General features: G+C 71.6%; 17 protein-coding genes. 6 read left to right on the forward strand and 11 right to left on the reverse strand.

The window, feature by feature from the left end; all coding sequences use genetic code 11:
- Positions 1–469: 469 nt before the first annotated feature.
- Positions 470–2,164 (reverse strand): SpoIIE family protein phosphatase, encoded by a 1,695-nt coding sequence (locus tag ABZX96_RS03030; RefSeq protein ID WP_355536836.1) that lies wholly within the window; start codon positions 2,162–2,164, stop codon positions 470–472.
- Between the two features lie 503 nt (positions 2,165–2,667).
- Positions 2,668–3,102, reverse strand: coding sequence for a thioesterase family protein (locus ABZX96_RS03035; RefSeq protein ID WP_355536839.1), 435 nt, complete (start codon positions 3,100–3,102; stop codon positions 2,668–2,670).
- Positions 3,103–3,340: 238 nt separating this feature from the next.
- Here ABZX96_RS03035 and ABZX96_RS03040 point away from each other — a divergent pair, with 238 nt between their 5' ends.
- From ABZX96_RS03040 to asnB, 4 genes are all read left to right on the forward strand, one after another.
- On the forward strand, positions 3,341–4,828 hold the full coding sequence (locus tag ABZX96_RS03040; RefSeq protein ID WP_355536842.1) for a cytochrome P450: 1,488 nt from the start codon (positions 3,341–3,343) through the stop codon (positions 4,826–4,828).
- Between the two features lie 10 nt (positions 4,829–4,838).
- Positions 4,839–5,258 carry an acyl carrier protein gene (locus ABZX96_RS03045; protein WP_355536845.1) on the forward strand — a complete coding sequence of 140 codons (420 nt, stop codon included), beginning with the start codon at positions 4,839–4,841 and terminating at the stop codon, positions 5,256–5,258.
- The gene (locus ABZX96_RS03050) at positions 5,255–6,472 is read left to right on the forward strand and encodes a beta-ketoacyl-[acyl-carrier-protein] synthase family protein (RefSeq protein WP_355536848.1); all 1,218 of its coding nucleotides are present in this window, start codon (positions 5,255–5,257) and stop codon (positions 6,470–6,472) included. The genes ABZX96_RS03045 and ABZX96_RS03050 overlap by 4 nt, the downstream gene beginning before the upstream one ends.
- A gap of 224 nt (positions 6,473–6,696) precedes the next feature.
- Positions 6,697–8,670, forward strand: a complete 1,974-nt coding sequence (gene asnB / locus ABZX96_RS03055; RefSeq protein ID WP_355536851.1) for an asparagine synthase (glutamine-hydrolyzing) — start codon at positions 6,697–6,699, stop codon at positions 8,668–8,670.
- A gap of 252 nt (positions 8,671–8,922) precedes the next feature.
- Here the strand turns inward: asnB and ABZX96_RS03060 are convergent, their stop codons facing one another.
- The 7 genes from ABZX96_RS03060 to ABZX96_RS03090 form a co-directional block, all read right to left on the reverse strand.
- The gene (locus ABZX96_RS03060) at positions 8,923–10,032 is read right to left on the reverse strand and encodes a hypothetical protein (protein ID WP_355536854.1); all 1,110 of its coding nucleotides are present in this window, start codon (positions 10,030–10,032) and stop codon (positions 8,923–8,925) included.
- 152 nt (positions 10,033–10,184) lie between these two features.
- Positions 10,185–11,537 (reverse strand): methyltransferase domain-containing protein, encoded by a 1,353-nt coding sequence (locus ABZX96_RS03065; protein ID WP_355536857.1) that lies wholly within the window; start codon positions 11,535–11,537, stop codon positions 10,185–10,187.
- A 594-nt stretch (positions 11,538–12,131) separates the two neighbouring features.
- The gene (locus ABZX96_RS03070) at positions 12,132–13,187 is read right to left on the reverse strand and encodes an ABC transporter substrate-binding protein (RefSeq protein ID WP_355536860.1); all 1,056 of its coding nucleotides are present in this window, start codon (positions 13,185–13,187) and stop codon (positions 12,132–12,134) included.
- 2 nt (positions 13,188–13,189) lie between these two features.
- Complete coding sequence (locus ABZX96_RS03075; RefSeq protein WP_355536863.1) at positions 13,190–15,157, reverse strand: ABC transporter permease subunit; 1,968 nt, start codon at positions 15,155–15,157, stop codon at positions 13,190–13,192.
- A 322-nt stretch (positions 15,158–15,479) separates the two neighbouring features.
- Complete coding sequence (locus ABZX96_RS03080; protein ID WP_355537389.1) at positions 15,480–16,739, reverse strand: glycine betaine/L-proline ABC transporter ATP-binding protein; 1,260 nt, start codon at positions 16,737–16,739, stop codon at positions 15,480–15,482.
- Positions 16,740–16,891: 152 nt separating this feature from the next.
- Complete coding sequence (locus ABZX96_RS03085) at positions 16,892–18,538, reverse strand: GMC oxidoreductase (RefSeq protein ID WP_355536866.1); 1,647 nt, start codon at positions 18,536–18,538, stop codon at positions 16,892–16,894.
- Positions 18,539–19,018: 480 nt separating this feature from the next.
- Positions 19,019–20,527 (reverse strand): aldehyde dehydrogenase family protein, encoded by a 1,509-nt coding sequence (locus ABZX96_RS03090; RefSeq protein ID WP_355536869.1) that lies wholly within the window; start codon positions 20,525–20,527, stop codon positions 19,019–19,021.
- Positions 20,528–21,241: 714 nt separating this feature from the next.
- On the opposite strand from ABZX96_RS03090, the gene ABZX96_RS03095 reads away from it, so the two are divergent.
- Positions 21,242–22,150: a zinc-binding dehydrogenase gene (locus ABZX96_RS03095; RefSeq protein ID WP_355536872.1), complete on the forward strand. Its 909-nt coding sequence runs from the start codon at positions 21,242–21,244 to the stop codon at positions 22,148–22,150.
- A gap of 415 nt (positions 22,151–22,565) precedes the next feature.
- Here the strand turns inward: ABZX96_RS03095 and ABZX96_RS03100 are convergent, their stop codons facing one another.
- Positions 22,566–22,739 (reverse strand): CsbD family protein, encoded by a 174-nt coding sequence (locus ABZX96_RS03100; protein WP_355536875.1) that lies wholly within the window; start codon positions 22,737–22,739, stop codon positions 22,566–22,568.
- A gap of 340 nt (positions 22,740–23,079) precedes the next feature.
- Between ABZX96_RS03100 and ABZX96_RS03105 the strand changes: the two genes are divergently transcribed.
- Positions 23,080–23,280, forward strand: coding sequence for an antitoxin (locus tag ABZX96_RS03105; RefSeq protein ID WP_355536878.1), 201 nt, complete (start codon positions 23,080–23,082; stop codon positions 23,278–23,280).
- Positions 23,281–23,411: 131 nt separating this feature from the next.
- Here ABZX96_RS03105 and ABZX96_RS03110 read toward each other — a convergent pair whose 3' ends face one another.
- Positions 23,412–24,365, reverse strand: coding sequence for an erythromycin esterase family protein (locus tag ABZX96_RS03110; RefSeq protein WP_355536881.1), 954 nt, complete (start codon positions 24,363–24,365; stop codon positions 23,412–23,414).
- Between the last annotated feature and the right edge of the window lie 160 nt (positions 24,366–24,525).

Here is a 24,525-nt window from a genome sequence, read left to right on the forward strand (position 1 = left end):
CCGCCGCCGAGCAGGTCATGCACGCCCGTGGGCTGGCCCCGCTCGTTCCCTGCCCGGGCCTCCACGAGCCGTGGCCCGCCATCTGCCGGCAATGCGGCCGGCAGGTGGCTCCCACCTACTACGCGATCAAGTCGGGGGCGCCCGCCGGGTGCGGCTGCACCGCGCCTCGCGGCCGTCGCCGCTGACTCCACCCGCACGTCCCCGTGGCGCCCCGCCGGTCGGTGAACCAAAGACCCGGCGGCGGGGCGCGACACCACCTGGCCGCGGGCACCCGGCGCGGCACCGTCCCAGCCGCAGGCACCCGCGCGGCCTCAGCGGCGCTAGTGAGCGCTCGCGGACGCTCGTCAGCACTCTGCGATGCCGACGGGAAGCACCGAAGCACACCGAAGCACAACGAAGCACACCGAAGCACACCGAAGCACACCGAAGCGCACCGAAGCACACCGAAGCCCCCACCCGGCCTTCGGACTCAGCCGGGCACGCGTATGGCCAAAAGGGCGACGTCATCCTCGTTGTCGGCCGGGCGGGTCCGCTCCAATAGGCGGTCGGTGAAGGATTCCAAGGGGCGGTGGGCCAGGGCCGCGGCGTGCTGGCGCAGTCGGTCCAGTCCTTTGTCGATGGAGTGGCCCGGGGATTCGACCAGGCCGTCGGTGTAGAGCAGGAGGGTGGACCCGGGCGGCAGGGTCAGGGTCGCGTTGGGGCGCGGCTCGTGGGTTGCGGTGCCGAGGAGGATGCCGTGGCCGTCGGTGAGGTAGTGGGTCACGCCTTCATGGGTGACGAGGAGGGGCGGCGGGTGGCCGGCGTTCGTCCAGGTCAGGGTGAACTGCCCGTCATCGTCCTCGGTCATCCGGGCGAAGACCATCGTGGCCATGGAGACCTCGGCGATGCGCAACGAGGTGTCGTCCAGCCACTCGACGATCTTGCTCGGGGACTCCTGCCGTGACCAGGCGTGGGCGCGGAGCATGTTGCGCAGCTGGGCCATGCCGGCCGCGGCGTCCAGGTCGTGGCCGACGACATCGCCGATGGCCAGGGCCGTGGTGCCGTCGGTGAGGGTGAAGGCGTCGTACCAGTCGCCGCCGACCTGCGAGGCGTCGGGCGCGGGGAGATAGCGGGCGGTCATGCCCAGCCCTGGGACGCGCGGCAACTGGGGCAGCAGATGACGCTGCATGGTCTCGGCGACCTTGCGTTGCTGCTGGTAGAGGCGGGCGTTGTCCAGGGCCAGCCCGGCCCGCCGCGTGATGTCCTCCAGCAGGGCGATGTCCTTCGCCGTGAAGCGTTCCGGTCGTTCGGCACGGCCCAGCGTCAGGGCCCCCAGCACGTCCCGCAGGCCGCGGATGGGGGCGATGGCCGCCGAGTGCATTCCGGTGGCCTTGAACAGATGGCGCTGCTCGACCGCGATCCCCGAGTCCGGTGGCCCTTGGTAGGTCTCGGGCCCGGCCAGCGAGGAGGCGGCGCCGCGCAGCGCGCGGGACAGGGGCATCGGGGACTCCTGAGGCACCGGCGGCATCGGCCCTTGAAGGTCTTCCCGTTCCACCAGTTTGTCGTTCTCCGCGTGGACGACGGCGGAGCGCACCACCTCGTCGCGCTCGGTGATCAGGTCGATGACGGCCCAGTCCGCGAGGCGCGGCACCACCAGGCTCACCAGTCGGCGCAGTGCCTCGTCGACGTCCAGGGTGGAGGTCAGCAGCGTGGTCGTCTCGGCCAGCAGCGCCAGCCGCTCCCGTTCGGAGAGGGCGGTGGTGGCCGGCTCGGCGTCGTCGATCGGGTGGAAGACCACGAGGGTGGCCATGGAACCGTCACCGGTGTCGCAGGTCGTGATCAGCCACGACACCGGCAACAGGGAGCCGTCGCCGCGCTCCATCCACTCGCCCGTCCCCTGGTCGGTACGTCTGGCCAGCGAGGTCTCCCGGATCCGGCACTGCGTCCGCGGGACGGGCTCCCCGCGGCGGTTGCGGTGCAGCAGATCGTGCGCGTCCCGGCCGACGAGTTCCGCGGCAGACCTGAGCAGCAGTTCCTCCGCCCGGGCGTTGACGGCGATGACGCAGCCCTGGTCGTCCGCCGCGTAGGCACCGGTGCCCAGGGTGGCCAGGGTCTTGGCGAGCGCCTCCGGAGCAGGGCGCACAGGCCGTTCGTCCACCGTGTCGGCCGCATCGGCCTCTGTCATTACCTGCCTCCCCTGGCCGCGGGCGCGCCTGCGGCCGGCTTCTGTTCCTGTCGACTTGCCGTTCCCCGATGTGGGGAACTGACACGTGCGGGGGCGCAGGATGACCGATTTTCTTCGAAAGGTGAAGATGAGGGGAGGGGTGGGCGAGGGCTGGGCGCCGCGCGCCGTGACCTGAGGGGCGGCCGGTCTGGATGCCTGCCCCCGAAGCTCGGCCTCGGACCGCCGAACGTCGAACTCCAGATCTAAACATCACTCGTTGTCATTACGCTGATTCCATTGGTCATGTTGATGCGAAAAATGGAAATGCTTTCTTTGGAGTGGATGTCGGTTCGGACGGATTCAGGGCGGATCGGAATCTTCTCCTTGATTTCCCTTCCTTGATTGTCGCTATTGTCGCGCGGCGATTTCTTGTTGCCGGCGGGCTGGGCGCGCCGGGGCGCGGTGCGGTTACCGCTGTGCGGTTATCGCCGTGCGGTTATCACCGTGTGGTTATCGCCGTGCGGTCATGGCGGTTCGGGCGCCAGGTATTCCATCAGCGAGTCACGCTGAAAGGGGGTGATCAAGTGGGGGCGTCGTCGCGAGTTGTGCCAGCAGACCGTCAAGACGCGTGCTCGGGCGAAGGGGCGGTCCACGGGGCCGACGGTGGCCAGCATTTCCAAGGCCGCGAGTCGTATGCGGAGCACGCTCAGGGACACCGTCAGAGGCCGCGCCTGCCATCGCAGGGGCTTGAGGTAGTCGATGCGCTGGCGGAGGGTCAGATGGACGAGCTGCGGCCCCGGGCCCTCCCGGTCTTCCCGCCCTTTCGTCGCTTCGTCGATGTGCCGGATGAAGGCGGCTCGCGCGTCTTCGACGTAGGACACCATGGCCGCATCGCCGACGATTCCGTAAGCGTTCATGTCGGCCCAGCGCATGGCCGCACCGTACATGAACGTTTTCATGGCGACATTCCTTTTCCTGGTTGATTCGGATCGGCTCCCCGGTCGCGGGGATTTCCCGGTCGAGTCGGGTTACCGGGCGAGTCGGATTCCCGGCCGAGCGGGTTCCCGACCGAGTGAGCGGGTTCCCGACCGAGCGGATTCCCCGGTCCCACCCGCTTTCCGACCGCCCTGATGCCGACTGCCCATGGCTACCCGTCGTACATCGGTCCATCCCGGATACGCGCCCGCTGGAGGCGACATGCCTGCACATGACGAGGGACGGATCCGCCTTGCGGTGCGGGAACTGGCGCGCTTCCTGGGGGCGGACATGGACGACCCGGAATTCCTCGCGGACCCCCACCGGTATCTCACCCCGGCGCACCGCCGGGCTCCACTGCACCGATTGCCGGGCGGAGCCGTGGCCGTTCTGGGCCACTCCGCCTGTACCCAAGTGCTGCGCGACCCGCGGTTCGGCCACGGCGCCGACGCGTTGTACGACCCGACCTTGCTGGGGGTGCCCGCGCGGTCCTTCCTCCAGTTGGACGGCCCGGAGCACACCCGGCTGCGCGGGCAGGTCGCGGGCCGCTTCGGCGCGCGCGGGGTCCAGGCGCTCGGCGAGGACGTCACCCGCTACAGCACCGGCCTGGCGCGCGGCTGCGCCGGGCGCCAAGGGGACTTCGTCGGTGACTTCGCCGAACCGTTGGCGATGGCGGTCATCAGCGACGTGCTGGGGGTGCCGGCCGAGGAACGTGCCGCCTTCCGGCACGACGCCCGGCTGGTCATCCACGGCCTGGACCAACCGGCGCGGAGCACGGGGGAACGGACCGTGGAGGAAGGAAGCACAGAGGAACAGGCCGTGGAGGACCAGGCCGCAGAGGAACAGGTCGTGGAGGACCAGGCCGGGGAGGAACGGACCACGGAGGAAGGAAGCGCAGAGGACCAGGCCGAGGAGGAACGGACCTCCGAGGACCGGGCCACGGAGGAAGCCACCGCCCGGGCCCGCTTCCGGCTCGTCCGCTTCTTCGGCCGCCAGGCGCGGGCGCGGCGCGGCACCGCGCGCGACGACCTGGTGAGCGCCCTGCTGCACCGGCCGGGTGACCGCCTGCCCGACATCCGGGAACTGGTGACCACGTGCAGCCTGCTGCTGAGCGCCGGGTTCGACACGACGGTCGGCCTCTTGTCGTACGCCGTCCAGGAACTGGGACGGCTCCCGGAGGCGGACGGGTGGGCCCTGGCCCGCGATCCGCGGACAGTGGGCGCGGTGGTGGAAGAGGCGCTGCGCTGCCAGCCACCCGTCCAGGTCGCGCCGCGCGCCGCGGTGTGCGACGCGGACGTGGCCGGGCTGCCGGTCCCGCGCGGCACCGTCGTGCTGCCGCTGCTCGGGGCGGCCAACCGTGACCCGGAGGTCTTCGACGACCCCGAGGCCTTCCGCCCCGGCCGCCACCTCGCCCGGCCGGGCCCGCCCCCGGCACCACCCCGCGTCCGGCACCTGTCCTTCGGGGCCGGGCCGCACTTCTGCCTGGGCGCGGCCCTGGCCCGGCTGACCGCGCACCGCGCGCTGACCGTCCTGGCCGCCTGCCCGCCACGGTTGCGCGCGGCACCACCGGCCCACCACAAGAGCCTCGTGGTCCGCGGACTGCGCCACCTGCCGGTCTCCTGGCCCCTCCCGCGCACCGACCCGGAGCCCGGGCTCCCGCACACGGCCGTCGCCCACAGTGCGTCGGCATGCCCCTTCTTCCACCCGTAAGGAGCGCCACATGACGAGCAGCCTCTTCCCACAGGTGGTCGGCGAACTGGAGCGGTCCTTCGACATCGACCCAGGCACCGCCACGCCCGACACGACGTTCGAAGCGCTGGGCCTGGACTCCCTGGCCCTGCTGGAGCTGGTGACCCGTTACGAGGACGAGCACGGGGCCGAACTGTCCGACGACGCGCAGGACCGGCTGAGCACCACCTCCACGCTCGCCGACGTCTGCGCCGTCCTCGAACAGTGCCTGCCCGGCAGCGGTGGAGCGGCCACGGGTGGCGGGTCCGCCGGTGGAGCGGCCACGGGTGACGCGCCCACCGGTGCTCCGGCCACGGGGGACGCGCCCACCGATGGAGCGTCCACGAGCGACGCGCCCACAGGCGAAGCATCCACCGCCCGCGCCGTCCCGCCCACAGGTCGGACCTCGTGACCGCCCCCGTGGCCGTCACCGGCCTGGGGCTGCTCACACCGGCGGGTACGGGGGAGCGGGCGATGTGGGACTGCCTGTGCCGGGCGCGCTCGACCGCGCTGCTCGACCCCGCCCTCACCGACATGCCGGTGGACTTCTCCTGCCGTGTGCCCGCCTTCGGCCTGGGCAGCGTCCAGAAGATCGCGTGGCGGACCAACCGCTTCATCCAGATGGCCGTGGTGGCGGCCCGGATGGCGGTCGTCGACGCCCACCTGACGCCCGGGCGGTGGGACCGCCGGCGCGTCGGCGTGGTGATGGGGGTGGGCGCCGCCAGCATGGAGCACTGGCCCGACGAGGTGGAGAAGCTGCTGCGCGGCCGGTTGCGCGCGGTCTCCCCGCTGTCCCTGCCGCGGTCCATCCCCAACATGGCGTCCGGCGAGATCGCCATGGACCTCGACGTCGCCGGCCCGAACCTGGTGGTGTCCACCGCCTGCGCTTCGGGGGCCAGCGCTCTGGGGGTGGCCAAGGACCTGCTGGCCGCCGACCGCTGTGACGTCGTACTGGCGGGCGGGGCCGAGTCACCGCGTGCCTCCGCGCTGGTGGCGCTGTGCTTCGCGCGGATGTCGGTGCTCTCCCGGCGGCGCCACGACCCGCCGGGCGCCTCGCGGCCCTTCGACGCCGACCGCGACGGTTTCGTGCTGGGCGAGGGCGCCGCCGTCCTCGTCCTGGAGAAAGCCGAGCACGCCCGGAGCCGCCGGGCCGCGGTGCGCGCCTGGCTGTCCGGCTACGGCGCTTCCGCCGACGCCTACCACCCCACCACCCCGGACCCGGAGGGGAAGGGCGCCATCGCCGCCGTCGGCGCCGCCCTGGACGACGCGGGACTGCGCCCCGACGACATCGACCACGTCAACGCCCACGGCTCCTCCACCCTCTTCAACGACCTCTACGAAGCCCGCGCCCTGAACCGGGCCTTCGCCCACCCCCCACCGGTGACCGCCAACAAAGGCGCGCTGGGACACGGGGTCGGCGCCGCCGGAGCCATCGAAGCCGCGTGCAGCGTCCTGGCGTTGCAGCACCAGCTCATCCCGCCCGTCGCCAACTTCGCCCGCCTCGATCCGCGGATCGACCTCGACGTCGTCGCCGGCACGCCCCGCGCGCACCGCATGGAGGCGGTCGTCAGCGATTCGTTCGGGTTCGGCGGGCAGAACGCCGTACTCGTCTTCACCCGGGCCTGACCCGTCCGCCGGTCCGCCGTCTCCCAGCGCCCTCGATCCCCTGCCCGCCGGGCGTCCCGGCCGTGGGCCACGTCCCGGCCGCGGGGCACGATCTCGCGTCGTCAAGCCGCCAACCGCCGTCAACTGCCACCAACAGCACTGCAACAGCACTGCAACAGCACTGACATGCCATCAACGCCCGCCCCCCACACCCCACACCCCCACCCCCCGACGGAGACAACACCATGTGCGGAATCACCGGCTGGGTCGCCTACGACCGCGACCTGACCGGCGGCGTGGAGCGCGCCGCCCTCGCCGCCATGACCGCCACCATGCGGTGCCGAGGCCCGGACGCCGAAGGCGAGTGGGTGAGCCCGCACGCGGCACTGGGCCACCGGCGCCTGGCCGTCATCGACATCCCGGGCGGCGGCCAGCCGATGAGCGTCACCGACGGCGACCGCACGCTCGCCGTCCTCACCTACAGCGGAGAGGTCTACAACCATCGCGAGCTGCGCCGCGAACTGGAAGCCCGCGGCCACCGGTTCCGCACCGCCAGTGACACCGAGGTCGTCCTGCGCGCCTACCTGGCCTGGGGCGAACGCTTCGTCACCCGCCTGAACGGCATGTACGCCCTGGCGCTGTGGGACCCGTCCGCCCAACAACTGCTCCTGGTGCGCGATCGCATCGGCATCAAACCCCTGTACTACTGCCGTACCGGCGCCGCCACGGTGCTGTTCGCCTCCGAACCCAAAGCGCTCCTGGCCCACCCGGCCGTCGCCCCGGCCGTCACCGCCGACGGGCTGCGCGAACTGCTCTCCCTGGTCAAGACCCCCGGTCACGCCGTCTACGCCGGTATGCGGGAGGTACGGCCCGGTCACCTCGTCAAGGTCGGCCGCGCGGGCGTCCGCGAGGAGCGCTACTGGGCCCTGCACGCCCGGGAACATCCCGACGACCTGCCCACGACCGTCTCCACCGTGCGCCGCATGCTGGAACACATCGTCACCCGGCAGACCGTCGCCGACGTCCCCCTGTGCTCCCTGCTGTCGGGCGGACTGGACTCCAGCGCCCTCACCGCCCTCGCCGCCCGCTCCCACGCGGAGGCGGCGGGGGACGGCACCCCGTCTCACCAGGGGTCGGCGGGGGACGGCACCCGGTCCCGTCCACGGTCGGCGGGGTTCCATCCACGGTCGGCGGGGGACGCCGTCCGCTCCTTCTCCGTCACCTTCGACCACCATGAACGGGACTTCGTCCCCGACCTCCTGCACGTCGACTCCGACCAGCCCTACGTGCGCGCCCTGGCCGAACACGTCGGCACCGACCACACGGACGTCACCCTGGCCACCGCCGGCCTGATGGACCAGGATCACCGCCGCGCCGCGCTGCGCGCCCGCGACCTGCCCTCCGGACTCGGCGACTTCGACATCTCCGCGCTCCTGCTGTTCCGGGCCGTCCGCGCGCACTCGACGGTCGCCCTGTCCGGGGAGGGCGCCGACGAACTCTTCGGCGGCTACTTCTGGTTCCACGACCCGCGGACCATTCGGGCCGACACCTTCCCCTGGCACGCGGCCATCGGCGTCTACGCCGAGGCCGGCCTCGGCGACGCCCCACTGTCCACCCGCCTGCTCGACCCCGCCCTGGTGACGAGCCTCGACCTACCCGGCTACCGGCACGAGCGGTACCGCGAGGCGCTCGCCGAAGTACCACACCCACAAGCACCGCGCCCGCAGGGCGTCGGCGATCCCGAACACCGCATGCGCGAGATCGGCTACCTCCACCTGACGCGTTTCCTGCCGATGCTGCTCGACCGCAAGGACCGCATGAGCATGGCCACCGGCCTCGAAGTCCGCGTGCCGTTCTGCGACCACGAACTGATCCAGTACGTCTACAACACCCCGTGGAACATGAAAACCTTCGGCGGACGGGAAAAGAGCCTGCTGCGCGCCGCCGTCGCCGACCTGCTGCCCGAAGCGGTCCTCAAACGCCCCAAGAACCCGTACCCCACCATCCAGGACCCGCACTACACCCGTTCCCTGCGCGCCGCCCTCGCCGCCGTCGCCGACGACACCGCGGCTCCCGCCCACGCCCTGCTGAACCCGGCCGCCGTCCGCACCGCCCTCGACGCCGGCACCCCCGCCCAGGACGTGCGCTACGCCGCCGAACTCGTCCTGGATCTGAACACATGGCTGCACGACTACGGCGTCCGCTTGGAGCTCCCGTGAGCGTCCCCTGCTCCCCTGCCCATCAGGACGGCGACGGGCCGGGCGCGCCGAGGGAGCGGTGGGGCCGCTTCGTCATCAGGCATCGCCGCTGGACCGGCGCCGCGCCGGGGAGCCGGTCAGGTACGAGATTCAGTGACTCACGGGTCCCGGTCACATCCGGCACCCGGTCATGAACGGGACTTGGTCACGTACGGGACTTGGTCACGTACAGGACTCGGTCACGTACGGGACTTGGTCACGAACGTGACCCGGTCACATCCGGGGCCCGGTCACGAACGGAGCCAAGGCCGTCTCATACGACGTCGGCTCGGTCGTGCGCTCACGTTCGTCCCCCTTGGCGATCCGCGCCATCTTGGGGCACTCGGGGCTGTCGTCGCCGGCGACCTCGACGCTGCCGACCTTGCGGTGGGTGCGGGACTCGTAGACGTCCACCCGGTAGCGGCCCTGGTAGTAGGCGAGCGTGACGCCGCCCGTGTACGTGCAGGTCTTGAAGGGGCTCTCCGACATCCGGCCGACGGGGTGGCGGCACGCCACGAGTTGCACCGCGCCCGGATCGGGGGCCGGGGCGTCCTTCTCCTGTGCGCTCGTCCGGGCCGCGCCGCTGGTGGAGAAGGACGTCATGTCGTACTTGACCTCGCCGTTCTCCTCGACGTCGAAGAGCACCAGAGGACGCGGCCCGTCGACGCGGTAGTAAGCCGCCCCGCTGAACCTGGCGCCGGCGCCCTCGCAGGCCCGGGCGAATCCGCCCAGCTCGTCCGGCCGGCCGTCCACCGTGGCGGTGACCACTTGCGGCACCACCACGACCCACGCCGACAGCGCGACGACCGCCACCACGACGCCGGACACCACCACCCGCCTGACCACCCGCACCGGCTGGGGCCCACGCGCCCGCACGGCCGAGAACAGGTCGCCACGGGCGCCGACCGTGGGGACGTACACCTCGCTGGGCACCCCGTCGTCGGCGGTGAACAGCAGCCTGGACTCCAGCCGCCCGCTGCCCCCGAAGCCCACCGGTTCGATGCCCTCGACCGCGTCCCAGGGGATCACGGCGAGCTCGCCGTTCCGCTCCGACCACAGCAGCAACCCGTTCTCGCAGACGACGAACCGCCAGCGGCCGTCGGGCGTCGCGATCGGCGCCCAGTAGGCCCACGCGAGTCCGGCGACCACGACGAGGAGGGGCACCAGCAGACAGAGCACCCAATGACCGGACGAGTACAGCCACCCGGCGCCGACGACGGTCGCGACGCCGACCAGCCCGGCCAACCTGGCATTCCAACTCCGCCACTGCCGGTGCACCCGCCGAACGCCCCCCAGCCCGGCACCCTGCGCCCGTTCCTCCAGAGTGCGCTGTAACCCCGGCATGCTCACCCGACCCCCCTGACTCGTGCGTCCCTCCAACATGCCGGATGGTACGGCGAGTTGATCGATTTGACGAGGTTCGCGCGGTGGTGAGGAAGTCGGAGGCGAGGGGCGTCGGTGGGGGAGTGGGGGAGTGGGGGAGCCTCAGTGCTCCCTCACGGGGAGGAAGGCGGGGAGGAAGGCGAGGACGGGGAAGGCGCTGATGACGGTACGGGCCGGGGATCAGCCGCCGCTCGCTGTGGCGGCAGGGGCCAGCGGGGGCCGGTGTCCGCGTTCCGGCACCAGACGTACTGGGAGTGCTCGGTGACGGTCATCCCGAAGTCGTACAGGGTGGGCGCGCCGTCGGTGAGCCACTGGTCCCAGGCGTCCTCCAGGGCGTCGGCCAGGCGGTGCGGGCCGCCTTGTTCGACCGTCGCGGGGCCGGTCCGCGGGGCGCGTAGCCGGGACCAGGAGGCGTCCCCGTCGTGGAGCCAGACGGTCAGCCCGTCCTCGTCCCCGTCCTGGGTGGTGACCTGTACGTCGGGGAGCGCCACCCGCAGCGCGAACAGCAGGTTGCCATCGGTGTGCAGCGGGCGCGGGTCGCGCTCCAGCCGACGCCGGGAGCGGGGCGGTCGGTCGCCGTGGACCTGGTGGAGCAGGCGGCCGGGGGAGGTGCCGCGGGCCGGCATGAACGTCGCCAGACCCTGTACCCAGCCGGTGGCCGAGCGGCCGTCGGCGGACACCGTCAGGGCCACGTGTCCCAACCGGCCCCAAGGGGTGACGATCCGGCCGCCCGGCCGGGTCTGCGCCACCCACGACCAGGGCACCGTCTCCACCGCGTATGTGCAGACCACCCGGTCGTACGGGGCGCGGGCGGGACAGCCGGCCGTGCCGTCCCCGACCACCACCGCGGCCTCGGCGCGGACCGCCGCCAGCCGCCCGCGCGCGGCAACGGCCAGCCCCGGATCCACTTCGACGCTGACCACCTGGCCGGCCCCCGCACGCCAGGCCAGCAGCGCCGCGTTCCAGCCCGTCCCGGCGCCCAGCTCCAGGACCCGGTGCCCCGGCTCCAGCATCAGCGCGTCCAGCATGTCCGCCACCACCGCCGGACAGGACAGGCTGGAGGACGGCCGCCCCTCGGCGAGCTGGGTGACGGCGGCCTCCCCGGGCCCGGCGTGGACCAGCTCCGCCCACCCGCGCGGGTCCGTACGGCGGTCCACGGCCGTGTACCGCCGGCCGTCCCAGTGCAGGACGAGATCGGGGGCGAAGAGGTGCCGGGGCAGTTCCTGCATGGCCTGCCGGGTCCAGGTGGAGCGCCGGGGCCACCAGCCGCCGGCGTCCATGGCCGCCGCCAGGGCCGCGCGGCACTCCGCCAGCGCGTCGGTCGGAGGGTCGGTGTTCGGAGAGTCGGTGTTCGGAAAGTCGGTGCTCGGAAAGTCGGTCGGAGGGTCGGTCGACGCGTCGTTCAGTGGAGCACCCAGCGGGGCGTTCAGAGGAACGTTCAGAGGAGCTTTCAGCGGGTCGTTCATTTGCGGTGGGTGCCCGACGGCGGGGGTGGGGGCGGTACCTGCCCGTCGGAGTTCCCCGGTGGGGGGTCGCCCTTGTCCAGATCCGGATCCGGCTTCTTGTGCTCGCCCATGGTGCACCCCTCTCGCGTGCCAACACCCCGCACCGAGTACCTGGCCCGCCCGCCGCCCCGGCACGCCGGCGCACGGGAGCACTCCGGTTTGCGAGCACGAGCCCCCTGGGGGCGGCCCCGAGTTTTACGGCCGTAAAACTCGGGGCTGGTTCGCGGGAACGGACGACGGGTGTTCACCGTGCGCGACGAGCTTGGACGGAGGAGCGGCACGGGGGTGCTGCTCGTGCGGTCGGAGCCAGGAAAGTGACATGACGACAGCCTAGGGAGCACCACTGACAGTGGCGCTCCCGTCGAACGGTCTCCACGCCACCGACGGCGAGGCGGCACAAAGCCGAAGCGGCATGAAGCCGAAGCGGCATGAAGCCGAAGCGGCACGGCAGCGCGGAGCCGAAGCGGCATGACGTCGCAGCCGCACGAGGACATGACGTCATGACGGCACGGCGACATGACGGCACGGCGTCACAGCGGCACGACGAAAAGACCGTCACTCGTGCTTCGGCAGCCACTTCCTCCACACGTCCGGATGCTTCTCCACCCAGCGCTTGCCCGCCTCGTCGGCGGACAGGCCCTGTGCGGCGATCATCTCGGACACCTCGTTCTGGTCCTCCTTCGACCAGGCGAAGTTCTTCAGGAAGGCCGAGGCCGTGGTGCCGCTCTTGGCGAACTCCGTGTTGAAGAACTTCTGGAGCGGAGTGGTGGGGTAGGCGCAGTCCACGGCCCCCGGGTCCGCCTCGCCCTTTTGCGCGCAGGCGTCGGTGTACGGGGGAAGGCGCACCTCGACCATCGGCACCTGATTGAACAGCCACTGCGGCTCGTACCAGTACGTCAGGAACGGCTTCTTCTGCTTGGCGAACTGCTGGATCTGGGTGATCTGCGCCGCCTCGGAACCGGCGAAGACCACCTCGTAGTCGAGCTTGAGGTTCTTCACCAGGGCCTTGTCGTGGGTGACGTAGGACGGGGAGCCGTCCAGGAGCTGGCCCTTGTTGCCGCTCTCGGAGGTGCGGAGCTGGTCGGCGTACTTGTTGAGATTCTTCCAGTCGGTGACGTCCGGGTGGCGGTCGGCCCAGTACTTGGGGACCCACCAGCCGATGTGGCCGGTGACGCCGTTGCCGCCGCCCGCCGTGATCGTCCCCTTGTCCCGGATGTAGCGCTGCTCCTGGTCGGGGTGGCCCCAGTCCTCCAGGATGGCGTCCACCCGGCCTTGGCTGAGCGCGTCCCAGGCGGGGATCTCGTCCACCTGGACGGTGTCGACGTGGTAGCCCAGCTCGTGTTCGAGCAGGTACTTGGCCACGGCCACGTTCGCCTGCGCGCCGACCCAGGTCTGTACGGAGAGGGTGACCGACTTGGTGGCCTTGGCCGCCGCGAAGGGGGAGGCCTGTTTGGTCATGTCGGCCTTGCCGCAGCCGGAGAGGGCGAACAGGGTCGCCCCGGCCAGCAGCGCCGCGCCGATGGATCGCGTGCGCCGCCGAGTACGGACACGGGCGTGCGTACGAGTACGGGTACGGGTTCGGGTACGAGTATGGGTACGCGTACGGGACATCGTCAGGCTCCCTTCCCTCCGGCGCGGCGTTCCGTCGGCTGGGTGATCCGGTCGAGCACCAGCCCCAGGCAGACGATGGCGACGCCCGCCACCAGTCCCAGCCCCAGATCGCCGGTGGCCAGGCCCGTCACCACGTCGTAACCGAGCGCGCCGCCGCCCACCAGGCCGCCGATGATGACGACCGACAGGACCAGGACGACGCCCTGATTGACGGCGAGCAGCAGCGCGGGACGGGCGAGGGGGAGTTGCACCTGGCGCAAGGTCTGCCACCGCGTGGCGCCCAGCGAACGGGCGGATTCCATCGCGGCCGGGTTCACTTCGCGCAGGCCCTGGGTGGTGATGCGGATGACGGCGGGCAGCGCGTAGACGACGGCCGCGGCGGCGGCCGGGGCGCGGCCGACCGCGAAGAGCGCGACCACCGGGATCAGGTACACGAACTGCGGCATGGTCTGGAGGACGTCCAGGACCGGGCGCAGGGCCTTCTCCAGGCGCGTGCTGCCCGCGGCCAGCACGCCGATGCCGACGCCCAGGACCAGGGTCACCACCAGGGCGGCGAGGACCTGGGAGAGGGTGTTCATGGAGGGCTTCCACACGCCGAGGACGCCGATGGCGGCGGTGGCCAGGCTCGCGGTGAGCGCGGTGCGCCAGGTGCCGATCAGCCAGGCCAGGGCGGCGACGATCAGCAGCGCGCCCCACCAGGGCAGCGCGGTCAGGCCGTCGCGCAGCGGGTCCAGCACCCAGGAGGTGAAGCGCGCCGCCCAGTCGGCGGTGCCGCCGACGACGGGCACGCCGGAGTAGAGGTGGTCCACCATCCACTCCTTGAAGTCGTTGACCGGGCGCGCGATGGCCACGGTCCACGAGGACGGCCACTCAGCGGCACCGGCCAGCCGCCCGATCACGGTGACGACGACGGTGGCGAGGGCCACGCCGGGCCAGATCCACCGCTCTCGCGGAGTTTTGGTCCCGCCCGCGCCCAGCCGTTCCCCGGCCGCCGCCGTCGTCCGGTCCATGACGATGGCCAGCAGCACGATCGGGATCGCGGCGGCCAGCGCGGCGCCCACGTCCACGGAGGCCAGCGCCTGGTAGACGCGGTCACCGAGACCGGCGGCGCCGATCATGGAGGCGATCACGGCCATCGACAGCGCCATCATGATCGTCTGGTTGAGGCCGAGCAGCAGCTCCTTACGGGCCAGCGGCAGCCGGGCGCTCAGCAACCGCTGCCGGCCGGTGGCGCCGAGCGACGTGACGGCCTCCAGGACGCCCGGATCGGCGCCGCGCAGCCCGAGGGCCGTCAGCCGGGCCATCGGCGGCGCCGCGTACACGACGGTGGCCAGCAGCGCGGCCGGCACCCCGATGCCGAAGACCAGCACCACCGGCAGCAGGTACGCGAAGGCCGGCAGCACCTGCATGGTGTCCAGGACCGGCCGCAGCAGCCGGAACAACCGCTCGGAGAGCCCGGCGGCCAGCCCCAGCAGCGCACCCACGACGACCGAGGCGAGCACCGCCACGATCATCAGCGCGAGCGTCTGCATCGTCGGCACCCACATCCCCAGCGCGCCGCTGACCAGGAACGACGCCAGCGCGACGACGGCGACGCGCGCCCCCGCGACACGCCAGGCGACAAGGGCGGCGCCCGCGGTCACCCCGGCCCAGCCGAGCGCGAGCAGCAGCAGGTAGACGCTGCGTACGGACAGGACCACGGCGTTGGAGAGGTGGCCGAGGACGTAGACGAACAGCGGGTGGCTGTCGCGGTTGTCGATGATCCAGTCGCTGGTGCGGTCCAGGGGGCCCGAGACGTCGACGGTCAGTTCGGCAGGCCAGGTGCCGCTGGACCACCGGGCGTGGGCCAGGGGGACGAGGACCGCCGCGGCGACGGCGAGCAGCGCGATCTTGCGCAGGGCGGGATGGCGCAGGGCGGTGTGCACGGGGCTCGGGGTGCTCGTAGCGGTGATGGGGGCGGTCGTGGTCATGCGCGCCCCCGCTTCGCCGTGCCGGCGGGTATCTGGGCGGCGGCGGCCCGTTGCGCCTCGCGCCAGCGCCGCAGTAGGGCGGTGCGCAGGCGGTGGGGGAGGGGGACGGGGGGTACGCGGACGAGTGATGTCCGCGGGGAACGCCGGTTCGCGGGGCGATGCCACGCGACGGTGAGGGTCGGGTGGGCGGTGTCGGGGGACGGTGGCCGATGCCGCGTCACCGTCGCGGACGGGGACGGGTGGGCGGTGCCGGGGGACGGTGGCCGGTGCCACGTCACCGTGGTGGACGGGCGGCCGGTGGCGGGATACGAGGACAGCGGCATCAGGCGGACACCTCTTCCTGGCCCGATTCCTGGCCTGGGTCCCGGCCCGTTCCTTGATTCGTTTTCTGGCCTGCTGTGCGGATCTTCTCCTGGCCCGTTTCCTGGCTTGCGTTCCGCCCCGTTTTCCGCCCCGTTTCCTGGCCCGCGCCTCGCCCCGAGCCCTGGCCTGCGCCTTGGCTCGTTTCCCGGCTTGGTCCTCGGCCCTCCTCCGGGCCCGCGTCCAGTTCCGTTTCCTCAAGTCTGGCGACGACTCGGAGCAGGCACGCGTGGTCCACGACGCCCAGGCAGCGACCGCCGTCCATGACGCGGGCCGCGCCGCCGCTGCGGGCCACGGCCTCGATCGCGTCCGCGATCAGTGTGTCCGGGGCCAGCACCGGACCGTTCGCGGCGCCTTCGGCCTCGTCACCCTCGGCGGCCGGACGCATCGCGCGCCGTACCGTCAGCACCTGTTCGCGCGGCACCTCGCGGACGAAGTCCCGTACGTAGGCGTCGGCGGGCGAGCCCACGATCTCCTCCGGCGTGCCGAGCTGGACGATCTTCCCGTCCCGCATCAGGGCGATCCGGTCGCCGATCCGCAGCGCTTCGGCGAGGTCGTGCGTGATGAAGACCATCGTGCGGCCCTCGTCGCGGTGCAGCCGAATGACCTCTTCCTGCATGTCGCGCCGGATGAGCGGGTCCAGGGCGCTGAACGGCTCGTCGAACAGCAGGACCTCGGGGTCCACGGCGAGCGCGCGAGCGAGCCCGACGCGCTGCTGCTGGCCGCCGGAGAGCTGGCCGGGCCGACGGTGTTCCAGGCCCGTCAGGCCCACCTTGGCGACCATCTCGGCGGCGCGGGCCCGGCGTGCGGCGCGGGGCACGCCCTGGATCTCCAGCCCGTAGGCAACGTTGTCCAGGACGGAACGGTGCGGCAGCAGGCCGAAGTGCTGGAAGACCATGGCGGCGCGGTGCCGGCGCAGCTCGCGCAGCGCGGCCCGGTCCATGCCGAGCACGTCCTCGCCGTCCATCTCCAGCACGCCGGCGGTCGGCTCGGCGAGCCGCGTCAGGCAGCGCACCAGCGTGGACTTGCCCGAGCCGGACAGGCCCATCACGACGAAGACCTCGCCCTTGCGCACGTCGAAGGACACGTCACGGACGGCGGCGGTGCAGCCGGTGCGCTCGCGCAGCTCCGGCGCGGACAGCGCGGCCAGTCCGGGATCGGCGGGCACGCGCTCGGGTTTGGGGCCGAAGACCTTCCACAGGTGGCGTACGGAGAAGACCACGTCCTGGTGGCCGTCTTCGGCGCCGGCCGACGGGTCGGTGGGCGGGGCGGCCGATGGGGTGGCCGGTGGGGTGGTCGGTGGGTCGATCGGTGGATCGGCCGGGATGCGGGGGCGGGGGATCGCCGGGGTGCCGGTGTCTGGTTCGGCGGCCATCAGGCGTCACCTCCCGGAGCCGGGGATTCCGCTCCCCGGGCCGGGGAACCTGCTCCCCGGGTCGGGGAATCCACCTCCCGGGCCGGGGAATCCGCTCCCCGGGCCGGGGAATCCACCTCCCGGGCCGGGGCATCCACAAGCAGCTCGGCGCACTTCTCCCCCACCATCAGGACGCCGATCATCGGGTTCACGGCGGGCATGGTCGGGAAGACGGAGGCGTCGGCGATGCGGATGCCGGACAGGCCGCGGATGCGCAACTCGGGGTCGACGACGGCGAGTTCGTCGTCGGCGGCGCCCATCTTGCAGGTGCCGGCCGGGTGGTAGACGGTGTGCGCGGCCTTGCGCGCCAGTTCGCCGATCTCCTCGTCGTCGGTGACGTGCGGGCCGGGGAAGACCTCGCGCTTGAGCCACTTGGCGAACGGCTCGGCCTGCGCGATCTTGCGGGCCAGCTTGATGCCGTCCACGAGGGTCCGGCCGTCGTAGTCGTCCTCGTCCTCGAAGTACCGGAAGTCGAGCGCGGGCTTGGCCTCGGGGTCGGCGGACGTGAGGTAGAGGCGGCCCCGGGCACGGGACTTGGGGATGTTCGGGGTCATCGACACGCCGTGCTCGGGGCGTTCGTAGCCCAGCCGCTCGGGGTTGTCGGTGAAGGGGATCTGGTAGAAGTGGAACATCAGATCGGGTCCCTTGTGCTCCGGGTCCCGCTTGACGAACAGGCCCGCGTCGGAATCCATCGCGGAGTTGCCCGGTATCGGACCGTTGGTCTCCCAGACGATGACGGACTCGGGGTGGTCGATCAGGTTCTCGCCGACGCCCGGCAGATCGAGCACGCACGGCAGGCCCAGCGCTTCGAGGTCCTTCTTCGGACCGATGCCGGAGTGCAGCAGCAGCCGGGGCGTGTCCACCGCGCCGGCGCACACCAGCACCTCGCGCGCGGCCTCGACGTAGATCTCCTCGCCGTCCTTGGTCCGGACGTGCACGCCCTTGGCCGTCGTCCCGTCCAGTTCCAGCCGGTACGCCCAGGTCTCCAGCATCAGGTGCAGGTTGGGGCGGTCGCCGGCCTCCATGTGGGGGTGCAGGTAGGCGACGGAGGCGGAGGAACGCTTGTTGTTCTCCGGGTGGTACGCGAGGTCGAAGAAGCCCACGCCCTCCTCGAACGGCTTGTCGTTGAAGCCGACGACCTCCGGGACGCCCAGCGCGCTCTTGGCGGCCTCGACCCAGTCGGTGGCGATCTGGTTCTGGTCCTTCTTGGCGACCCGCACGATGTTGTTGCGCAGCTTGCCGAAGTAGGGGTCCATGTCCTTGGCGCCCCAGCCGGTGGCGCCCGCCGCCTCCCACTCGTCCCAGTCGGACGGCAGCGGCTTGAAGGAGATCAGCGTGTTGTGCGACGAGCAGCCGCCGAGGACCTTGGCGCGGCTGTGCAGGATGTGCGAGTTGCCGCGCGGCTGCTCGGTGGTCGTGTAGCCGTAGTCCAGCTCACCGCCGAGCAGCCCGAGCCAGCGGCGCAGGGTGAGCACGTCCTCGCGGTCGATGTCGGAGGGGCCGCCCTCGATGACGGCGACGGTGACGTTCGGGTCCTCGGTGAGCCGGGAGGCGATCACGGAGCCGGCGGTGCCACCGCCGACGATGACGTAGTCGTAGACAGGCATGGGGTTGGTGCTCCTTTGTCGGATGTCAAGGTGCGTGCGCCGGGGTGTGGGCGCGTGATGGGGGGTGGGGGTGGTGCGCGTGTGCTGGTGCTTGCGCGTGCGGTGATGCGTGCGCGGTGGTGTGCGTGTGACGGGAATGTGTGCGCGTGCGGTCTTTCGGGTGCTCGGGTGCTCGGGTGCGGGGTGGTGCTTGGGCGCGGGCCGGTGCTTGGACGCGAACGGGTACTCGGACGCGAACGGGCGCCCGGGGTGCTTGGCTCCGGCCCATGAGCAAAACACGACAAAACGCGATAAGTCGTGCGTGGTGGTTCGTAGTTCGTAGCCCATGGCCCGTGGCCCGGTCAGCCCACGAACCGGCAGGCCGTCCCGATGCGGCGACCGGCTCCCGGGCCCTCCCGGAGCTCGGCCCCCGGGGCCCCGAGCAGGAGCCCCGGCCGCGTCGTCTTGCTCAGCCGCTCAGCCGCTCAGCTGCTCAGCCGCTCAGCCGGCGAACCAGCGGACCGCCTCGGGGCGGAGGTTCTCGTAAATGTGCTTGCTCTCGCGGTACTCGTCCAGACCCGCGGGACCCAGTTCCCGTCCGATGCCGGACTTCCCGAAACCGCCCCACTCCGCCTCGGGGAGGTAAGGGTGGAAATCGTTGATCCAGATGGTGCCGTGCCGCAGGCGGGCGGCGACGCGCCGCGCGCGGGCGGTGTCGGCGGACCACACGGCGCCCGCGAGGCCGTACTCGGTGTCGTTGGCCAGCGCCACGGCCTCGTCCTCGGTGGCGAAGGTCTCCACCGTCAGGATCGGGCCGAAGGTCTCCTCGCGGACCACCCTCATCCCGCGGTGGCAGCCGTCCAGAACGGTCGGCGCGTAGAAGTAGCCGGTGGCGGGCCGCACGTCGCTGGGCTCGGGACGCCGTCCACCGCAGCGCAACCGCGCGCCCTCTTCGAGCGCGGAGGCCACATACGCCTCGACCTTGTCGAGCTGCTGCTGGGAGACGAGCGGGCCGCACTCGACGCCCTCGGCAGTGCCCCGGCCGAGTTTGATCTTCTCGGCGCGGCGGGCCAGTTCCGTGACGAAGCGGTCGCGCACCGACTCCTCGACGATCAGGCGCGAGCCCGCCGAGCAGACCTGGCCGCTGTGGATGAAGGCGGCGTTCAGCGCCTGGTCCACGGCGGTGTCGAAGCCTTCCTCGGTGGCGCAGGCGTCGGCGAAGACCACGTTGGGGTTCTTGCCGCCCAGCTCCAACGCGATCTTCTTCGCGTCCGCGACGGCCGCCGAACCCGCCTTCGTCCCGCTGACCAGGCCACCCGTGAAGGAGAACATGTCCACGTCCGGGTGCTCGGCCAGCCGCTGCCCGACGGGTACTCCGGCGCCGGTCACCAGGTTGGCCACCCCGGCCGGCAGCCCGGCCTCCACGAGCAGCTTGATCAGGTGCACCGTGGAGAGCGGGGTGACCTCGCTGGGCTTGACAACGAAGGTGTTGCCGGCCGCGAGCGCCGGGGCGATCTTCCAACTGGCCTGGAGCAGCGGGTAGTTCCACGGCGTGACGAGAGCGCACACGCCCACCGGCTCGTGCACCACGACGCTGTGCACGTCCGGGCTGCCGGCGTCCACGACCCGGCCGCCGCTCTCGTTCCTCACCAGGTCGGCGAAGTAACGGAAGGCCCTGGTGACGTCGTCCACGTCGGCCCGGCCCTCTTCCAGCGTCTTGCCGGTGTCGCGGCTCTCGATGAGGGCGATCTCCTCGCGATCGCGCTGGAGCAGATCGGCGACCCGGCGCAGCAGCGCGGCGCGCTCGGCCACCGCCGTGCGGGGCCAGGCGCCCGCGCCACCGTCGAAGGCGCGACGCGCGGCCTCGACCGCGGCGTCCACATCCTCGGCACCGCCTTCGGCGACCACCTGGAGCGTCTTCGCATCGGCGGGGTCGAGGACTTCCCTCGTGGCGCCCGACATGGCGGCGCGCCACACCCCGTCTACGTGAATCGTCTCGCTTGCCGACACGTCTGCTCTGCCTTTCGGTCACCGATGTACTGCCGCTGGTCCGACGCTTGTCCCACGCTGATCCGCAGCGCTGTTCCGTAACGCCGCATCAGGGCGTCGGCGTGCGGCGCTCGTTCGCAGCGTTGGTCCACAGCACTGGTCCACCAGCATTGGTCCACAGCACTGGTCCACGGTGCTGATTCACAGCGCCGATTCACACCAGCAACGATGAGCCCTCCCCGGAACTCCTGTACCTATGCCGAAAACTTCACGGAAAGTGGTCTGTCTCACAAAACAGGGGGTTTGTGAGGGCGAAATCGGGTGGACGACCTTCCTCCCGATCGATGCGATGGGCCTTTGACCGCCGTGCTCGTCCGCTCGCGGGGAGAGTCGCGCGGCTTGTCCCTCGTCCGTCACATGACAGCCATGTGAACGCGGTGTCAACGGCCTCCCGGAACGGAATGCCCGCACCCGCGCGGAAGTTGGTGCCTTTTACCTGGCCTCGACTGGCCTCGACCGCACCCGGGGGGACCCTGGTCGAGCACGTGGACAGGCGCCGCGGGCGGGCACTGCGGACGGACAGCGAGAACTCCGATCCGACGGCACCAGAACCGACCGACCGACCGACCACCTTTGAGTGACTGGCCGACCAACCGACCAAATCTGACTGACTGACCGGCCGACCAAACGGCCAGCCAGCCGACCAGCCGACCAACCCTACGGAAGGACTTCCCCATGCGTGCTCTCGTTGTCGACCACTCCGTGCCGGGGCGCCTCGCGCTGGCCACCGTGCCCGACCCGGTCCCCGGACCGGATGACGTGCTCGTAGAAGTCGCCGCCGTCTCCCTCAACTTCGGCGAGCTGCCGAAGAATGACGGCGACGCGTCCACCGGCCCGGTCCCCGGCTGGGACGCCGCTGGCGTGGTCAAGCGCGCCGCCGCCTCGGGGGAGGGACCCCAGCCCGGTGACCGGGTGGTCACCTGGGGGTGGAACGGCGGCTGGGCCGAGCTGCGCGCCGTTCCGGTGGGGGAACTCGCCGTTCTCCCTGACGAGGTGGAGTTCCCCCAGGCGGCGGCCCTGCCGGTCGCCGGGCTCACCGCGCTGCGCGCGCTGCGCCGCGCAGGCGTCCGCCCCGGTCACCGGGTCGCCATCACCGGGGCGTCCGGTGGTGTGGGCCGCTTCGCCGTGCAGCTCGCGCATCTCGCGGGGGCCGAGGTGCACGCGCTCGTCGGCAGCCCGGAACGCGGCGAAGGCCTGACCGAACTCGGAGCGGCCTCCGTGATCACCAGCCCCGCCGACCTGGGGGCACCCGTCGACATCCTTCTGGACAACGTCGGGGGTCCGCTGCTCGCCGAACTCCTCGGTCATATCGCCGAGGGCGGGACGGCCGTGACGATTGGCGCCGCCTCGGGCGAGCCGACAGCGCTTGACCCATACCGCCTCGTCGCCAATCGGGTCACCCTGACCGGCTTCCTCGAAAGCGGCGATTCGGCCGCCGACCTGGCCTACCTCGCCCGCCTCGTCGCGGACGGCCGACTGAGCGCCAGCGTCGACCGCGTCGAAAGCTGGAAGAAGATCGGCGAGACGGCGGTGGCGCTGCTCGAACGCCGCATACGGGGGAAAGCCGTCTTGACGATTGACTGAGGGCGGTTGAGGCCCTTACCGAGGATCCCCGCGTGATGTCGCGTGGCGGTTGCTCTCCACCGCAGGTCAGGACGCGCGCAGCACACCGGGCGGCACCCACGCCGTGAGGCTCGGTAATGGGTGGGCGTCGGCCGTGCGCCGCTGCCGGGGCGCCGGGGCCGGGAGGCGGGATCGCGTCACGCCCGCCCCGGCCCCGGCCTCTTCGCCCCGGCTCTTCGCCCCGGCTCTTCCCGGAAAGAACATCGCGTTTCCGGGACGCGATCAGCGACTGCCGGTGGTCGGCGCTGTTGGTCGGCTGCCGGCGGTCGGCTGCCGCCGGTCAGGTGCCGCCGGTCAGGTGCCGGTGGTCGGCAGCCGGTGGTCGGGCGCCGACGCGCTCAGCCACTGACCGCACAGCGGCTGTGGGGCAACGAGGTCAGTGGCGGAAAGTGTCCTTGACCTTCTCGCCGGCCTGCTTGGCGTCCCCCGCTATCTGGTCGGCCTTGCCCTCCCGCTCCAGTTCCTTGTCGCGGGTGAGCTTGCCGGCGGCTTCCTTCGCCTTGCCCTTGATCTTGTCTCCGGTGTTGGTGGCCTTGTCCGAAGCACTCATGGCAACCTCCTTGAGATGACGGGGACCTGTATGGCCCCGAAGGTGTTACTCCTCCCGCTTACCCTGCGTTCCGCAAGTAATGCTCCTTTTATTCTCCGGGGCTGGCTGGCGGGCACGGGCAATGCCTGGCTCCTTACCGACGCCCCGCCCCCTCGGGGGCGACCTGGCACGCTCGGACGGACCCACGTCCGGGACGGCTTCGACTTCGTCCCGTCCCGTCCCCTCCCGGCTCGGTTCGATTCGGCTCGGCCTCGTCACTCGTCACCGTAAGATCATCTTTGTTGCGCAAGGCGGCAAGGGTTGCCGTCGTGCGGTGCCGTGAACGTTGGAGGAGTGCGGAGTGTTCGAGGCCCTGAAGAACCTCAAGGACAAGGCGGCCGAGATCGCCGATGCCCACGGGGAGGCGATCGGCGAAGGGTTGGAGAAGGTGGCCGACTTCATCGACGACAGGACCGACGGCAAGTACAGCGACAAGCTCGACACCGGAGTGGACAAGGCCCAGGACTTCATCGAGAAGCTGGGCGACCGCAAGTCCGACTGACGCCGCAAGTCCGACTGACGCCGCAAGTCCGACTGACGCCGCAAGTCCGACTGACACCGCAAGTCCGACGGACGCCGCCGCCCCGGGACGCCCCGCAGCCAAGAGGGCGGCGTCTCTGCTGGGACGCCGCCTCAGGCGAACGGGGCCACCGGCGCGACAGGAGTGATCGTCCGTACATGGATGAGCGCGTCGAACTGTGCGGCGAGGGAAGCGCCCGTGAGGTGGTGGGCGGCGTCCTGGCGCCGATCGTCACCAGGACCGAGGAACCGCAGGCGCGCCGGCGAGGTCAGCCAGTCGCGTACGGCCGTGGGAAGGGCCTCGGCGCCGGTGCCGGGCGCCCACGTCAGCGCGTACGCGTCCGGTTCGGCACCGTCCAGCACCACCTCTGCCGAACCGGCCGGCGGGGCGGGCACGGGGAGTGCGGCGGACCCGTGATGGAACGTCATCCCGACCGAGACGAGCCCGGCCCCGAAGCGTGCCCGGAGACGTGAACCGGCGTTGTGGTGCGTGATCGGAGACCCGGCGGGGGTGAGCGTGCGCGGATCGCGGACGGCGGTGTGCGCGATGCCGCCCCAGTAGACGATCCGATCCCCGGTGTGCTCGTGCCAACGGACGGTGTCCTCGGCCAGCCGCCGCTCGATGGCGGGGAGGCCGTCGGCGAGGGTGGGCACCGGGCCGAACGGTTCCGCGAACCGCACGGGATCGTCCGGGTGCCGGAGGTTGTACGCGCGCATCCACCGGACGATCGCCAGGGCCTCCTCCGTCCGCCAGAAGGAACGCGCGGCGCTCAGGAACGCCCTCGGATCGCCGTCCCCGGTGCGTACGTATGCCGCGAGTCCGAGGCGTACGGGGTCGTCGCCTTCCCATGCGAGGGAACGGAAGCCGTGCCGTTCCACCAGGTGACGGACCATCCGGAAGGCGAGCGCGGACAGCTCATGAGAGACCCGGGTCGTCGCCCCCAGGGTGACGACCGCCGCGTTCCGCACGGTGGTGTCCAGTGGCCGCAGGTCCGTGGTGTCCGCCTCCGGCGCGGTCGCCAGCGGGTGCGCGTGCTGCCGCAGCCAGGTGTTCAGAGTCCCGTTCATGTCCGCACCGTCCTCGGTCTTTTCTTGGCTTTTCGTGACATATGCTTAGCTTTTGCTGTATGTGCGCCGGGGTGGCGTCGGGCATTCCTTGCGGCCGCGAACGCCCTCGGGAGAAGCCTCGGACATCAACCAAGGTTGAGATCAAGCGGGCGGGGGAGCG

This window comes from Streptomyces sp. NPDC003077 (assembly GCF_040611095.1).
GTDB lineage: Bacteria > Actinomycetota > Actinomycetes > Streptomycetales > Streptomycetaceae > Streptomyces.

What these genes read in the sequence shown, in the direction of transcription:
- ABZX96_RS03085 (WP_355536866.1), bottom strand. Translation starts at nt 18,538, where the DNA reads ATGCCTGTCTACGACTACGTCATCGTCGGCGGTGGCACCGCCGGCTCC.
- ABZX96_RS03075 (WP_355536863.1), bottom strand. Translation starts at nt 15,157, where the DNA reads ATGACCACGACCGCCCCCATCACCGCTACGAGCACCCCGAGCCCCGTG.
- ABZX96_RS03100 (WP_355536875.1), bottom strand. Translation starts at nt 22,739, where the DNA reads ATGAGTGCTTCGGACAAGGCCACCAACACCGGAGACAAGATCAAGGGC.
- ABZX96_RS03060 (WP_355536854.1), bottom strand. Translation starts at nt 10,032, where the DNA reads ATGCCGGGGTTACAGCGCACTCTGGAGGAACGGGCGCAGGGTGCCGGG.
- ABZX96_RS03095 (WP_355536872.1), top strand. Translation starts at nt 21,242, where the DNA reads ATGCGTGCTCTCGTTGTCGACCACTCCGTGCCGGGGCGCCTCGCGCTG.
- ABZX96_RS03110 (WP_355536881.1), bottom strand. Translation starts at nt 24,365, where the DNA reads ATGAACGGGACTCTGAACACCTGGCTGCGGCAGCACGCGCACCCGCTG.
- ABZX96_RS03040 (WP_355536842.1), top strand. Translation starts at nt 3,341, where the DNA reads ATGCCTGCACATGACGAGGGACGGATCCGCCTTGCGGTGCGGGAACTG.
- asnB (WP_355536851.1), top strand. Translation starts at nt 6,697, where the DNA reads ATGTGCGGAATCACCGGCTGGGTCGCCTACGACCGCGACCTGACCGGC.
- ABZX96_RS03045 (WP_355536845.1), top strand. Translation starts at nt 4,839, where the DNA reads ATGACGAGCAGCCTCTTCCCACAGGTGGTCGGCGAACTGGAGCGGTCC.
- ABZX96_RS03030 (WP_355536836.1), bottom strand. Translation starts at nt 2,164, where the DNA reads ATGACAGAGGCCGATGCGGCCGACACGGTGGACGAACGGCCTGTGCGC.
- ABZX96_RS03070 (WP_355536860.1), bottom strand. Translation starts at nt 13,187, where the DNA reads ATGTCCCGTACGCGTACCCATACTCGTACCCGAACCCGTACCCGTACT.
- ABZX96_RS03065 (WP_355536857.1), bottom strand. Translation starts at nt 11,537, where the DNA reads ATGAACGACCCGCTGAAAGCTCCTCTGAACGTTCCTCTGAACGCCCCG.
- ABZX96_RS03035 (WP_355536839.1), bottom strand. Translation starts at nt 3,102, where the DNA reads ATGAAAACGTTCATGTACGGTGCGGCCATGCGCTGGGCCGACATGAAC.